This is a genomic window from Hungatella hominis, assembly GCF_014288005.1.
Lineage (GTDB): Bacteria > Bacillota > Clostridia > Lachnospirales > Lachnospiraceae > Hungatella > Hungatella effluvii.
Genome location: NZ_JACOPB010000001.1, coordinates 228,897 through 244,459 on the forward strand (window position 1 = coordinate 228,897; position 15,563 = coordinate 244,459).

Genomic DNA, 15,563 nt, shown 5'->3' on the forward strand with positions numbered 1-15,563 from the left:
ACAATGAATGGATTTCGAAAAGGCAGATTGCCGGCAGTTATGGGAAGGCTGCTTCGGAACGTAAAGAGGGGCACCGCACTGCTGCTGGCAGTCACCCTGACCCTTTTGCCGTCGGTACCGGGCACGGCCATGACAGCCTGGGCCGCGGGCACAGAGCTTCAGCCTGCACAGGGGATGAAGACCAATGGCGGCGGATTGACGACCGCTTATAAGTGGAATCAGGGATCGGCCGGAAAATTTGACATAGAAGGCATCGAAAATGCTGCTTTAATCGGTTCTGATAATCCCTACACGGGAGACCGGTTGAAATCCGTTATCACCACGTATGCCCACCAGGGATATGAAACAGTGATACAGAAACAGGGCGGCACAGGAGGAAGAAAGAATGTAGCCATATCAACCAACGGCGGAGTGCAGACGTTTGACGACCTGGGGGTTGAAGTACAGATGAAGGTCTACCCCAGTCTGGATCAGAAATGGATTTTGGTGGACTACATTGTATATAACAAAACCAATGCGGATAACCCGATTCAGCTGGCCAGCGGTACGGACGTACAGGTGGGTGGAAGAAGCGGCGCGGGCGCGGGAGACCCGGCGGACGCCTCCACTCTGGAAGCCAATAGCCGTGGGTTTCACATGGTCAATGAACAGACGCAGCAGACCTTTGACTGTATCTACAATGACAGCAGTCTGGGGGTGACAGAGCCTACGACGAAATGGGTAGGACAGTACAGCGCCAGGTATAATTATTACTTTACGGATGGACCGCACAGCGTTTCGAATCAGGATTCGGGGCTTACCTATTCCTGGACTATCCCGCTCCGTCCGTATGAGACGGCAGTCCGCCGGGTGGCGTTTGGAGCAAAAGGGCCGTCCTACTATGTATCGGCCGCCCACGGAAACAACAGCAATGTAGGCGCTTACGATACACCGTTGCAGACGATTGAAGCCGCAATTAATAAGATTGGCAGCAATGTAGGCTATATCTATATACAGGATTACGGCGAACTGACGTCAACGGTCAACATTCCGTCAGGCGCCAATATCACGTTTATGAGCTCAGATTACAACCGCTCAGGAACGCCGATCGACGATATCATCACACTGCACAGAAGTTCCAGCCTGGTGTCGGGAGCGATGTTTGCTACCAACGGAGGCACCATGCGTTTCAGCAATCTTGTGCTGGACGGCAGCAAGGCCGGGGCAGCAGGCAATACCGCTCCGATCCTAACCGGAAACACCGGAACGATCGGTGTGATGAGCGGGGCGGTGCTGCAGAACAACAAGGTATCCGCACCCGGTGTGGGAAGCGCCATTCAGGCAGGCGGAAGCGTAAACCTGGAGATGAATTTCGGAACGATTACCGGTAATGTCACAAAGGACCGGGGAGCCGTGAATTTTGAAAGCACGGGAAAATTTACAGTACAGAACCGGATCGTGATTGAGGACAATACGAATGAGGGCGGCGCAAAGGCCAATGTCTATCTGGCCGCCGGCAAATACATGACGGTAGAGAGCGACTTGGATACCACGAGCATCGGCGTGACGACCGCCCAGCTGCCGGAAGCATCGGCCGGTGGCCTTTCTACACAGGCCAATCAGGAAGTAAAGATAGCTGTGCCGCTGACGGGAAGCGCGGTGAATATATCGCCCAGTCCGTTTGTGGATAACTTTTTCGCAGATGGAGCAGGCAGTGACGGAACCGGACTCTACATAACCACCGGCACGGCCAATTTACAGGGAGCGGGAGCAAACCATGACAGAAACACGGTATTGAAGAAAAATGGCTATCAGATTACATCCTTCGTCAAAGATGTAAACACAGGCGGCGGCATTGCAGGAGCGCCTGCGATACCGGCGATTACCCGTGGATCGGGTGAGGCGGTAGAGATTGCCGCGCCGCCGCAAGTGACAGGATATGAATTAGAAGGCGTGACCATTGATCAGGGGGCATTTACCTCGCTTCAGGCTCAGCTCACACCGGGAAGTGATTTTGGAAAAGTAACAGGAACCATGCCGAACCAGGATGTGACGATTGACTACGAGTACAGAAAGGTGGATTCCAGCATTAATTTCGAGGCAAACGGCGGAACGCCGATACCGCCTTCCCTGACAGGAATGGCCGGCAACAGTGTCAACGCACTTCTGCCCAGTGTCAGCCGATATGGATATCGGTTCCGCGGCTGGAGTACGGTAAATGACTGGAATAACCCGAGCTTTATTACGGAACTGCCGGCAGTATTTCCGGATACACCGATTACGTATTACGCGATTTTTGAATCGGACCCCAATGTGAAATTTAACTATACTGTGGAATACTCCAATCAGAACGGATCGATTGTATTCCAGACCAATACTTCGGAAAGTGCATACAGTGTGGAAACGCCGATCCAGGCACAGAAGAAAACGATACACGGCTACGTATGGAACCTGGGAGACTCAGGAACGACGCCGGAGACGTATAACTTTAACGGGTCCAGCGTCCCGATTGGTACGTTTAACGGATCAAGCGGGCAGTTTGAAGGAAAGATGCCGGGGCAGGATGCCACGGTGCGTTACCGCTACCGGGTGGACTACGGCAATACGGCCGCGCAGTCGCAGCTTACGGTACGCCATCAGACTGTGGGAGGAGCCGTCGTCTCGGCCGACCAGACCAGCGGCCGCTATCCGGAGGAGGCGATTACCGCCGGTCCGGTGACGAAATACGGGTATCAGTGTGTGGAGGCACGGATTGACGCCGGGGATACGGCAGACGATGCCGATGGAAATCTGGTCAGCGCCCTCACCGGTGCATTTGACGGGAGCTTCCAGTACCAGGGCGTGATGCCGAATCAGCCGGTCACCATTACCTATATTTATGAACCGACAGAAGAAGGCTATCCCCTGACCGTGGAATATGTGGACAACCAGACACAGGATGACAGACTGAAAAATATCAGGGAACCGCTGCGCCACATGCATCAGGCGGAAGAACCGGTAGGACTTGCCTGTGCGCAGGGCGGAATGGAATACCAACAGCCTTACGGCTACAGCCTGGCGGCCAGGGCCATCAGCCCGGTGACCAATAAGATCAGCTGGAGCGGAAATGATTTTACGGGAACCATGCCGAATGACAGTGTGACCGTGAAATACAGCCATAGCCGTACCGCATCCCTTTGGGCGGACATTACCTACCGCGCAGGAGCCGGCGGAACGCTATCCGCGGCGGACGGGATGTCTCCGGATGTACAGGCTGTTGGAAACGGCAGCTTCCGGACCAGTGCCCTGATCGATGACGGAAGTGACCAGGGAGCGGAAAACGGCTATACCCTGAAAACTTTGACAGACAAAAAGCTGATGCCGAAAGGCGATGCGAACAATTATTACCGTTTTGAAGGATGGTTTGTGGATGCAAACAACAATGGAATGCTTGACGGCGGTGAGACGCTGCTTGGAGAGGACTACCATATTACCGGTAATACGGTATTGACGGCTTATTTCGGAGAAGATCCGGATAAGTGGGTGGATATCCGTTTTGAGGCGGGCGCCCACGGCACCATTAATACGGGAGAACCGGTGAGCCTTCATACCACCTTTGACAAGAAGTGGGGAGACATCACAGGCAGCCTGCCGCAGTACACCCCGGAGGTAAATTACCTGACCGTGGGCTGGTATGCGGGATCAACGCCTGTAAATGGGGAACTCGGTCTCGTAAACGGGCAGACGTATACCATCCGTTTCCGTCCGGACCCCGATGTATTTGGAACGGAAGTGGCCCAGCCGGAAGTGCTGGCCGGTTTAAACAGCCAGGGAAAAGGCCGCGTCACCGTGTTCCACACAACGCAGGGATATCAGTATATTCTGACAGACACAGACGGTAAGATCCTTAAGGTGCTTCGTGGAAATGAGCTGTCCGGGCGCGTGGTGTTTGATGACCTGTATCCGGGCGCGTATTACCGGATCTATGAGGCCGATGAGAATACCCTGGTCCAGGCCGGCGGTCAGATCGACGAGATCACGGAGCCGTTAAGCGCGCCGGCAGAGGCGCTGACACCTGTACTGGAGACGAATTACCAGATTATCTACGATGAGAAAGAGGAAGGCAAAACCTGCCTGGTGATCAAACCCTCGGATCCTGATTCGGAATACGCGGTGCTCGACAGCAATGGTCATGTGGTGGAAGTGCCATCCGCGAGTGCAGGCGGCTGGAAGAAACCGGCCGGAAGCCCGGCTTCCCTGGAATTTGCGGGACTGGATTATAACCAGGAGTACACGGTGGTGGCCCGCCCTGTGGGACAGACGGACATTACGGCGGAGAGCCGGAGAGAGGCAGGAAGCGTTATAACAACCGATCCGGGCGCAGAACTGGAACTGCCTGAATATATCGTTGAGGCGGTAAACGGACAGATCCTGCAGGTGGCGGAGGAAACCGTCGGCGAAGAGCGGTACGAGAAAGCCCATAAGGGTGACCGGGTCAGGATTACGGCCGATGCGGCAGACAGTGCGGGAAATCCATTTTCCCACTGGGAGACGACCATCGGAACCGCCGGAAATCTGGGCGATAAGACAACCGCCCGGGAAACCAGCTTTACGATGCCTGGCGCCAATGTGGTGCTGACCGCAGTCTATAAAAAGCCGGTCGCCTCACCGAGCAACGCTGCGGTCGTGGATGAGGTGAGAGGCGGGAGCCGGAAGGAAACAGCGCTGGATCCCAATGAGATTCCAAGGCTGGAGGAAGAACTGACGACGAACGCGGACCGGGAGCTGATCGATGTAAACCGCGCCGATGTGACGTATAAAATCGTGTACAGAAAGAACGCAGTCAAAGCGTCGGAATCCAATGCGGTAAAAGCCTCCGGCTACTACGACCAGAACCATGAGGAGGCCTATAAGGGCGCCTGGGGACTGGATGTGCTGGCGGAACGGTATGTCAATGGAAGAAAGGTGGCCGGGACCCCGGAACCTGAGGCTTCCTTCCGGACTTACATACAGATGGGAAAAGACGATATCGACATGATGGATTACCAGCTGTATGAAATAACAGAAAACCCGTCTACCGGTGAGACGGAAGCGAGTCTGGTTGATTTGGACTATGACCCGGAGACCACGGGAGGGCTCTTCACCTTCACGGCCCATATTGGAAGCCGGTATGTGATGGTATATAACCGGGCGTACCGCGTGTTCTTCATAAACAGCGTGGTCCTGCCGATTGAGAACCGGTACCGCTATTCCTTTAAGGTCCGCCGCGAGGAGGCGCCGGATGACATATATTACAGCGACGCGTACGGCCAGGTGGCGGATCAGGTGGAATACTTTGTGAGCCCCACCGGAGCGGAATACAGCTATGAAGGATGGAGCTATGACCAGAACCGGTTTAAGGAGTTTGACCCCTCCGGAGCGATCCGAAGAAAGATGTACGTGTACGCCTATTATAAGGATAATGTAAAAGAAGTGGACGATATCAGAAAGAAGCTGGAGGAGGCGATCCAGGAGGCCATACGGATCAGCGATGACCACTTCCTGAAGCTGGAAGAGAGCGGAAAGCTGAAAGACGCAGTGGAGGAAGCGCTGGAGATTCTGGACCATGAGAATCCAAGGGCAACGGCCGGTCAGCTGGAAGCGGCTCTGGAAAAACTGAAGGAGAAAACCGTGCCGTATGAAAAGATCCTGGATGACCGTTACAACCATTACGACGAGATTCAGGAAGGCGGAAACAAGGGCGGCAACAAAGGCGGCGGCGGTGGCGGACACGGAACAAAACAGAATCCTTTTAACACAAATACGCCGAAAAGCTACGTAGTTGGAACCAACGGAAACTGGGTGGAAGTCAGCGCGCCCGAGGGAGAAGAGAGGCAGATGGCCTTCGTTCTGACCGGAGGAATGCGGTTAAGCGGAATGTGGGCGTGGATCAAGTATCCCGCGGACGGAAGCGGCAATCCATCAGACAGGACCGGCTGGTACTATTTTAGTGACAAGGGAATCATGCAGACCGGTTGGATCAGGGATAAGGCCGGAAACTGGTATTACTGCAACACGGAAAAAGAAGGCAGATTCGGCAGAATGCAGACCGGATGGCACCACGACACTGCAGATGGAAACTGGTATTACCTGATTCCGGAAGGCGGAATGATGGCTGTGGGCTGGCGAAAGATTGGAGACAAATGGTACTATTTCGAAACGGCCGGGGCCGGGGTATACACGTACAACCCGACTAAGGAAAACTGGAATTTTGGCGGAGGAAAAGGAAGGCCGCTGGGTTCCATGTATAAAAACGAAAAAACACCGGATGGCTTTGCAACGGACGCTGACGGTGCGTGGATTCAGTAGGAGGAACTCGATGAAAAAAAGATTTAACTTGAAAGCAAAGCTGGCGGAGCTTCTGGCGGCAGTCATGGTATTTTCCATGGCTGCCCCGGGTAATCCGGCGTATGCGGTCAACTATGGGGAGACGTCTGTCATTGAATTCGATCCCCAGGCGGGCCCGGGCCTGATCCATTCCAGCTACAGCGGCGTGCCCAGAAGGGCAGACGGGGTCTCCTTTGCTACGGGACAGGCAGGGCATCCGCTGACGGACTCTGCCGATTTTAACGGAATTCCCAGAGAAGATTTTGGGTCCGGACAGAGGCCGCAAATCCCGGAATTTAATGTCGCGTGGGACGGCTACACGTTTGATGGCTGGTATAACGAGGCGGGAAACAAGATTCTGTCCCTGCCGTACGCATTTCCCTATTCGCAGGTGAGCACCTACAAGGCTGTGTGGAAAGGAAATGCGACGAGTCCGTTTCAATTTACGGTGATGCACTACCGGGATTTAAATACCGGCAGAGACAACAACAATAACGGCGCCGATGAGAATGCATGGCCGGCGTCCGGAGCAGAGGATCTCTGGAAGTTTTATGAGTCGCCGGACTGGACGCGGTCGGTTATGGCCAATACCCCGATCTCTGCCACCTATAGGAGAGATATTCCGGGATACCGCTTAAAGTCCGTGCTGATAAAAAATAACCGGGTGCGGAAGTATGAGGAAGCCAGCGGCCAGGGAAGTCTGGATGGCGGGGCCTCCATCAACTCGGCGACAAACGCGGTGCGCGGCAATATGCCCAATGACAATCTGACGGTGGCGTACCGGTATGAACCCGATCCGACGAAGAAATTTGCGGTGAACGTTGAGTATGTGGATTTCTCAGGAACGCCCATCAAGACTCCGGACACCTTTACATTTCCGGCGGAGGCGGAGATCGATATCGCACCCGCGCAGATCAACGCTTATACGCTGCAGAGCAGCGAGATAAAACCGGGCTTTGAGGGGACGGATGACTTAGCAGGCCAGGGAATCTATTCGGCGGCGACTGCGGGCTGCCATTTTGACGGAAATAACCATTTTAAGGGAAAGATGGCGAATCAGCCTATAACAATTACTTATAAGTATGCAATTGATCCCAATTTCCATACGAGGCTTCAGGTAAAGAGGCTGGATAACCACGGGAATCCGCTGGAGGACGATGAGATACGGGATATCACCCCTGCGTCTCCGGTCGTGATCGATGTGGAACAGAAGACGGGCTATGATTATCCGCCCAACATTCGATGGGACGAGCATTTTACCGGAAATCAGAACAGTTTCGATCCCAATGCGGAAACGCTTACCCTAAACAGCGACATGCAGGGCGGGATCGTGACGATTACATATAATGAAAACCTGTCGGACGAATCGTACTGGGCAAAGCTTGAGTATTATAACGGCAGCAACGGATCCATCTCCGGGGCGACGGCTCCCCGTTTTAAGAAGCACGGGAATTATACCATCGAAGAACTGACGGATGGCATCGCGGCTTCTCCGGAGGCCCATTACGTGTTTGACGGCTGGTACAAGGCCAATGGAAATGGAAGTGATAAGACGGGAGAGCGGCTGGAAGGAAGTCTCTCCATAACCCAGGCGACGAAGCTGTTTGCAAATTTTGAGGAAGATCCCAATGAGTGGTTTGACTTAAGCTTTGAAGCCGGAAATCACGGATCGCTTACCGGAGTGACCTCGATTCACACAGAAAAAGGAGTGCTGTGGACCTCTTTGAATCTTCCGACTCCCGTGCCGGATACGTATTATACGTTTGCAGGATGGTTTGATGAGAGCGGAAACCGGGTACAGGACAGCCAGACTGTATTGGCTGACCAGCATTATACGGCAAGGTTTGTTCCGGTCAGCATGCCAGACGACGGAATCCTTGCAATGCCGGATGCGAGAGGTACTGTGGCTCAGGATGGGCGGGGAAAGGTCTCCGTATCCGGAGCAAATGAAGGGCGCAGATATGCGCTGACGGATGAGAATCACCGCGTGCTGGCTGTTAAGACTGGCGTTCAGCTGCAAAGCAGCGATTTTATCGGATTGTATCCGTGTACAGCCTACTACGCGTATGAGCTGGCCATGGAAGTGAATCCGGCCGTCGGAACGATCCTGCCGGACAGCGTGGATCCCCTCGATTTCGGACCGCCTACCCGGGTGACTGTACCGGCCCTGGGCGGCAATTATCAGGTGGGAGCAGATTCCTTAGAAGGAAAGATGCGGATTACCATCGACCCGGCCGCGCCGAATACCCTATACGGCATTCTGGATGCGGAAGGAAACGTGATACAGGTTCCGGGAACTGATGGAGACGGCTGGATTGGAGCCGCCGGTTCCGCGGGAGCAGTCTCCTTAGGAGGCCTGGAGCCGAATCAGCTGTACACGGTCACTGCTAAACACGCAGGAGAAACGGCTTCGGCTGCCGACAAACGGATAATGGGAACACAGGTAGCCGTTCTGGGCAGTGATCAGCAGGAGCAGACGTATACCGTATCCCTGACAAACGGCGGATACATCGATGAGATAGTAAGAAACGGCACAGCACTGGAAATAGAATCACACGCTGTGACCGCTGTCGTAAGAAAGGGAGACATAGTAAAGATTAATGCAGATACCACGGATGGAAACGGACAGGCGTTTAAGCAGTGGAATACCCTGATTGGAGCCCCGCAACTCTTTGCGGCGAGAAGAAATCAGCCGGTGACCATGCCGGGACAGAATGTCGTGCTGCAGGCCGTTTACCAGTCGCCGCCAACGGCCACACCGGGCAATGCATCGGTGGAGTTTTCGCCGAAGGATGGTAAGACAGCTCTGGATTTATCCGGGAACTATCAGGAGAGCCTGATACAGGCGCTGACTGCCAACACCAGCGATCAGACAGCCATGACACAGGGAATCGATGTGGAATACACGGTGAAATTTAACAGAAGGCCGCCGAAGGCTTCGGAATCCAACGCAGTGAAGCAGGAGATGGGAGAGGACGGCGATCTCGTGAAAGTGCCGTGGACGCTGACCTCTTCCCTGACAAGAAAGGTGGGCGGAACCAATAAGGAGCTGCCGGAAGACGGAAACTCCCAGCCGGATATCCGGGTGTACGGTGTGATCGACAACAACCTGCTGGGATATTTAGACTACAGGCTCTGGAAGATCGATGACCCGGAGGGGGCGCCAAGCTGTACGCAGATACCGATGGAACCGGATCCCAACAGCGCCGGTGAGACATTCCGGGGCACCATATCCTTCGATGCCGCGGTTGGGTCCACCTACGTGCTGACGTATTTGAAGGCGCATGAAATAACAATTATAGACGGCAAGAGAGCAGCCGTTCACCGGGTGAAGGTGAAGTCAGGCACCGCGCTGGAAGACACAGAGGAATTTAACGACCTGGCTATTTTTGAAGACTACACAGACCCGGTTACCGGAATTGTATACGAGTATCAGGGACTGGGAGTATCCGAGTCTTCGGCAGCGTACGATGTTTCGGAACCGGTCACACGGTCATTGACCCTACATGTCCGGTACCAGGCCGCGGATGATACAGAGTGGCAGGCGGCCAGGCGGAAGCTGATGGATCAGATCGCTGTCGCACAGGCGCTGATGAACAATACGTCGGTCAGTGAGGAAAACAGACAGCTCTTAAGCGCCGCGGTGGATACGGCGCTGGAAGTGGTAAACAGAGTTTACCGGCCAACGCTGGAAGAGCTTTTACAGACCTATGAGGAATTAAAGGGAATCGTGGACACCATCAGTTCAGGCGGCGATAATCCCGATAACCCGGATAATCCCGATAACCCGGATAATCCAGACAATCCGGATAATCCAGACAATCCCGATAACCCGGACAACCCAGATAACCCGGATAACCCGGACAACCCGGGTGGAAATGGCTCCGGCGGTGGTTCCGGTTCCGGCAGATCGGGCAGAGTCCTGGGACCCGGCCAGTCCTTTAACCGTTACAGAACGTATTTTAACGGAACAGACGGTTCCTGGGTGCAGGGCGAAAGCAACCGATGGATGTTCGTCCTGAAAAGCGGCGCGAAAGTCAAAGACAGCTGGGTGAATGTGAGGTATGAAAATTCGCAGCAGCTTTATACGTATCACTTCGATTCGGAGGGCTGCATGGACACGGGCTGGTATCAGGATTCAGAGGGGCAGTGGTATTATCTGGTCCCTGATCCCGGAAGCGAGCAGGGACGTCTGAAGATCGGCTGGTATTTTGATCAGGACGCCGGCAAATGGTACTATTTGAACCAGTTTACCGGAGGAATGCTTACAGACTGGCAGGAGCTGGGTGACGGCTGGTATTTCTTTAACCCTGTGAGTCAGCCGGGGCGTCCATACGGATCGCTGTATGTGGGTGAAATCACTCCGGATGGGTATCCGGTAGATGAAAACGGCAGATGGATCAGAGAAACGCCGTAATGGTCCGCTGACGGCAGAAATGATTGTGGGAACACCGGAGAGCGGAAAACAGCAGAACGTGTTCCCACTTTTATTCCCGCGGACAATGAGTCGGGCGGGCGCGGGCACCTGCGGGTCCGTCTGATGACTGCCGCGAGGGTCAAAAACCAGTGGAGAGAGGATAGATGTATGGTAGAAAAACAGGAACTGGAGGCACGGTTTAAGGAGCTGACCGGCACGGACCGGGCGGGGATCATGCTGGTTCTGATTCACGGACAGAAGGAGGAGAAGCTCTTCGGGCAGATTATTAACCGCTATTTGAGAAAGCCGGTCTTATTTTACGGAATGGACCAGCTGATCCTGAAAACAGACGAAATTTGTGAACGGATTGGTACCCCCATGCTTTCCATGGCTCCCCGTTTTTTGCAGAGAGAGGAAAAGGAACGGTACCAGGAACTGTCCCAAAAGAAAAACGAACTGGAGAAAATGGCTGGAGACTGGCACAGAATGTCTGATCTGTTACAGGCCCAGGCGCCGGCGGCCAGGGAAATTCTTGAGATTCAGGTTCTGTTCCGAGGCAATGCCACGATGCAGGGAAGGTTCCGGTGTCCGATTACCGGCAGAAATTACATCAGTTTTCGCAGTGCCCTGGAGCTTCAGCGGATGCTCAGAGAGGTGGAAATCCAATTTTGTACCAATAACCAGTCAGACAGCAAAGTGTCCGGCCTGGCCGGATCAGGTAAGATCTTAAACAGAAAAAAAGGAAGGGTCCTATGATATGCAGTGAATGCAAACGAAAGAGAAGACAGCAGGACATGGTCTGCGAGATATGCGGCGCATTGGATAAAATGCGGGAATTCGAGCAGTTTCAGGAAGAGATGAACAGGAAGTTTTTTTCAGAAAGGAACGAAGTGGAGGCGGTAAGGTGAATGAATATGAAATGATTATAGATGGGATGCATTTTGGGGTCAGCAAGCATCTTTTTGACAAGCATTTTACCATTCTGTGGGCGAATGATTACGCATACGGTCTGACCGGTTATACAAAAGATGAGTTTTATTTAAAGTATCGTAACCGGGTTGATGAGTATTACAGGAAGGACAGCGAGACGTTTGACTACATGTCCAGTAAGATAGAGGAAGCGTGGAAAAAGCAAAAGGAAGGCTACTTATTCGAGTGTCCGGTAAAACCGAAAAGGGGGAAGACGGTATGGCTTGCCATGAACGGCCGGTTTTCCGGGGAAACCTATCGGGGAGTCCCATTGATCTGGAATGTGTTCTACGATATAACGGACATACGAAGGAGCCGGAAGGAGCTGGAAGAGAAATCGGAACTGTTAATCAGCGAGCTTCAGAAGGTGGAACAGATGAAACAGTGGCTGACCTGCTTTGTATCAGAGTTAAACGAGGATGTCCACTCCATGGCCAATATCATTGGCGGGCTGTCCGACGTGGCAGTCCTCTCTCTGAACAATCCGAAGCGGTGTGAAGCGTGTTTGAAAGAAATAACGGTGACCAGCAGACAGCTGAGGAAAAAAGTCTGCGGCGCCAGCCGGAATTTTCAGCAGGAGGCTGGTTTAGAATATGAAGTATAATCGTGTGGAGGCGGCCAGGCGGATTAGAAAAAGGCGGAAAGAGCTTGGGCTGACGAGTGCAGAGGTCGCGAATAAAATAGGAAGGGCGAACCACTATTACGGTGATATAGAGCGCGGCACCTGTGGAATGTCCATTGATACCCTGATTGAGCTGACGGAAATCCTGGAGATTTCCTCCGATTACATCCTCTTTGGAAAGAGGACCGGAAATGAAATATCGAACGCCGCCAGGGCCTGCCGCATCCTGAGGCAGTGGGATGAAAGAAAACAGGAGCGCGCGGTGGATTTAATGAAATATTACCTGGAGCTGGATAAATGATGGCAGCGGCTGCGGTATCTCATGTATCGTACCTCAGCCGGTTGGGAAAGGAATTCCTGTATTCCGACGGCGTCAGCCCGGTTTCAGAGGTTTTTAATAAATCCATATTGCGTATACTCTCTTTATTCACTATAATAATTCTGTACAGGTACCAACTATGGCAGCGCAGATATTTTCACAGCTAAAACAGTTATTCCTGATTTATCATCTGACATACTATATAAAGTCATGATTTCATTCTGAAACAGCCTCGGTGATGTTTTAGGAAGTACATAAACTTGTTATTCGGGAGTGTACCCCCAGGGGGATCTGGAGATTGCCGGTCAGGTATACGACGGGACCGTGCTGTGGAAGGGAACAAATAGCAGAACTATATAATTCAAAAAACACGGACAGGACAATGATAGTATGAAAAAGTATTTTATAAAGTTGTGGAGAAAAATTCTAATTACAGGTTTTGGAATGCTTATAATTATCACCCTTATTTTCAATGCCATGCTGATCCGGCAGACTGCATATGAGGAAGGTTCCCGGCATTTGGACGAGTTATCCGCACAGATAGCCTCATCCATTGAAAAGCAGTCCCGTGGCCAGTGGAATATGCTGGATTTGTTTTACCGGTACTTTGCAGATCTGTCAAGTGATGACTGGACAGTATTGAACGGCTATATTAAGGATAAGAAGGAAGCTTTTGGATTTGACTCCTTATGTCTTGTGGATGAGGACGCAATGTATTACGATGGGGAGATGTCTTTTTCTCTGCTTTCGAACCGGGAAGTGACAACGACGCTGCTTACAGACCGGCAGTCGATTATACTCGATAATATGTTCTCGGCAGAGGGCAGGCTGATCTTTTTGATACCCATTGAAAAGCAGGTTGTCGGAGGAAAGACCGTCTGTGCATTGGGTGTGGTCTATAACAGCCGGAATCTGTTTGATATGCTGAATATTCAGGCATTTGACGGAGAATTAAGGATGTATATTATACATCAGGATGGCGTCGCGCTATTTCGCACCAGCCAGGAGAATATCTTAACGGGATATAATATAATTAACAGCCTGGGGGAGGCTGAGTTTAAGCGCGGCTCTCTTGACTCATTTCGGAATAATATACGGGGCGGCCGGCAGGAACTGATGACGGTACAACTGGAGAATCGGGAGTACTATCTGAACCATACGCCTGTGGAGGTGAATGACTGGCAGCTGGTCACGATGGTGCCGGTGAATGTGGTCAGCGGGCGTTTGATGCGCTCAACCATGATTACATTTCTATGCCTGTTTGTGGTAGGAACCCTGATTGTGCTTGCTTTTATCCTGCTCTATTCGGATTCCACGAGGAAGGTGCTCAAGGCAGAAGAGGCGGCGCGTAAAGCAGCGGAGAGTGCCAATGAATCGAAAAGCCGGTTCCTTTCTAATATGTCTCATGATATACGTACTCCCATGAACGCCATTATCGGAATGACAAGGATCGCACAGGATCATATAGAGGAACCTGTGAAGGTGAAGGACTGTTTGAAAAAGATTGATTTGTCCGGCCGTCTTCTGGTGGGACTGATTAATGATATTCTGGACATGTCCAAGATCGAAAGCGGTAAAATGTCTCTGAATAATGATACGGCGTCGCTGGTGGAATTGATGCAGAACCTGGTGAGCATTACCCAGCCCACAGTTTTTCGGAAAAATCAGATATTTAATATACGGCTTCATGATATCCGCCATGAGAGTCTGATATTTGATTCTCTCCGACTGAATCAGGTTATGATAAACTTATTGGGAAATGCAGTAAAATTTACACCTGAAGGGGGAAGCATCAGTCTGGATGTGACAGAAGAAGCTGCAGAGGATGAGAAGCTTGTCCATCTTGTGTTTAAGGTGGCGGATACAGGTATTGGTATATCCCGGGAGTTCCAGAAGAATCTGTTTACCTCATTTACCAGAGAGCGGGACAGCAAGATCGATAAAATTGAAGGAAGCGGTCTGGGACTGGCCATTACAAAGATGATCGTGACTATGATGGGCGGTACCATTACTGTCGAGAGTGAACCGGGCAGGGGGAGTGTATTTACGGTAGAAATGGATTTTCCCGTTGCAGGTGCACCGGAGGAGATGAGCCTTCCGGCTATTCATGTACTGGTGGCGGATGATGATCCGGACACCTGCCGTTCTGCAGCCGGCTATCTTCGTGAACTGGGGGCCAGGGCGGATGCTGCGTATGGGGGCAGGGAAGCAGTCAAAATGGTAAAGGAGGCTGTCTCTGATGGTGACGATTACCACATTATCTTTCTGGACTGGCGTATGCCGGATCTGGAAGGAACCGATACGGCAAGAGAGATCCGGGAGGTAGTAGGTGATGACGTTCCGATTTTGATTATCAGTGCCTATGACTGGAATGGGATAGAAGTGGAGGCAGGTGAAGCTGGTATTAATGGTTTTATCCAAAAGCCCTTCTTCAAATCAACGCTCTACCACAATATTCAGAAATATTACCTCCGTTGTGATCTGGAGCAGCCAAAGGAAGAGCTGGAACGAAATGCCCTGTCAGGCAAACGGCTTCTGCTGGTAGATGATAATGAAATAAATCTGGAGATTGCCCAGGAGATGCTGTCCTATACTGGTGCGGTGGTGGAGACGGCACGTGACGGGCAGGAGGCGGTGAAGCATTTCCGGAATTCACCGGTTGGTTATTATGCCATGATTTTTATGGATATACAGATGCCTGTTATGAATGGTTACGAGGCAACCAGAGCGATCCGGCAGATGGAACGTGCAGATGCCGGTCAGGTGCTGATCTTTGCTATGACAGCAGATGCCTTTGCAGATGATATTGAGCTGGCGAAACGTGTGGGAATGGATGCGCATTTTGCAAAACCGCTTGATATGTCCGCTATGTTGAAGGAAATTAGAAAAATACGCGGATAGCAGAGCAGAAA

At 52.2% G+C, this 15,563-nt stretch carries 7 protein-coding genes; all 7 read left to right on the plus strand.

Annotated features, from left to right (window positions below; all coding sequences use genetic code 11):
* The first annotated feature begins 3 nt into the window (after positions 1 to 3).
* The 7 genes from H8S75_RS01115 (at position 4) to H8S75_RS01145 (ending at position 15,552) form a co-directional block, all read left to right on the plus strand.
* Positions 4 to 6,306, plus strand: coding sequence for an InlB B-repeat-containing protein (locus tag H8S75_RS01115; RefSeq protein ID WP_187018664.1), 6,303 nt, complete (start codon positions 4 to 6; stop codon positions 6,304 to 6,306).
* 10 nt (positions 6,307 to 6,316) lie between these two features.
* Positions 6,317 to 10,741, plus strand: coding sequence for an InlB B-repeat-containing protein (locus tag H8S75_RS01120; protein ID WP_187018666.1), 4,425 nt, complete (start codon positions 6,317 to 6,319; stop codon positions 10,739 to 10,741).
* Positions 10,742 to 10,909: 168 nt separating this feature from the next.
* A complete protein-coding gene (locus H8S75_RS01125) occupies positions 10,910 to 11,497 on the plus strand; it encodes a tungsten formylmethanofuran dehydrogenase (RefSeq protein WP_187018668.1) in 588 nt (195 codons plus the stop codon).
* On the plus strand, positions 11,494 to 11,649 hold the full coding sequence (locus tag H8S75_RS01130; protein WP_187018669.1) for a hypothetical protein: 156 nt from the start codon (positions 11,494 to 11,496) through the stop codon (positions 11,647 to 11,649). Before H8S75_RS01125 ends, H8S75_RS01130 begins: the two co-directional genes overlap by 4 nt.
* Positions 11,646 to 12,314, plus strand: a complete 669-nt coding sequence (locus tag H8S75_RS01135; protein WP_349768844.1) for a PAS domain S-box protein — start codon at positions 11,646 to 11,648, stop codon at positions 12,312 to 12,314. Before H8S75_RS01130 ends, H8S75_RS01135 begins: the two co-directional genes overlap by 4 nt.
* Positions 12,304 to 12,633, plus strand: a complete 330-nt coding sequence (locus H8S75_RS01140) for a helix-turn-helix domain-containing protein (RefSeq protein WP_187018671.1) — start codon at positions 12,304 to 12,306, stop codon at positions 12,631 to 12,633. Before H8S75_RS01135 ends, H8S75_RS01140 begins: the two co-directional genes overlap by 11 nt.
* Before the next feature lie 462 nt (positions 12,634 to 13,095).
* Positions 13,096 to 15,552, plus strand: coding sequence for a response regulator (locus H8S75_RS01145; RefSeq protein WP_207729043.1), 2,457 nt, complete (start codon positions 13,096 to 13,098; stop codon positions 15,550 to 15,552).
* The last annotated feature ends 11 nt before the right edge of the window (positions 15,553 to 15,563 follow it).

Bases quoted from the DNA above. Each gene is read 5' to 3' on its own strand.
- H8S75_RS01115 (WP_187018664.1), top strand. From the start codon at position 4: ATGAATGGATTTCGAAAAGGCAGATTGCCGGCAGTTATGGGAAGGCTG.
- H8S75_RS01120 (WP_187018666.1), top strand. From the start codon at position 6,317: ATGAAAAAAAGATTTAACTTGAAAGCAAAGCTGGCGGAGCTTCTGGCG.
- H8S75_RS01125 (WP_187018668.1), top strand. From the start codon at position 10,910: ATGGTAGAAAAACAGGAACTGGAGGCACGGTTTAAGGAGCTGACCGGC.
- H8S75_RS01130 (WP_187018669.1), top strand. From the start codon at position 11,494: ATGATATGCAGTGAATGCAAACGAAAGAGAAGACAGCAGGACATGGTC.
- H8S75_RS01140 (WP_187018671.1), top strand. From the start codon at position 12,304: ATGAAGTATAATCGTGTGGAGGCGGCCAGGCGGATTAGAAAAAGGCGG.
- H8S75_RS01145 (WP_207729043.1), top strand. From the start codon at position 13,096: ATGCTTATAATTATCACCCTTATTTTCAATGCCATGCTGATCCGGCAG.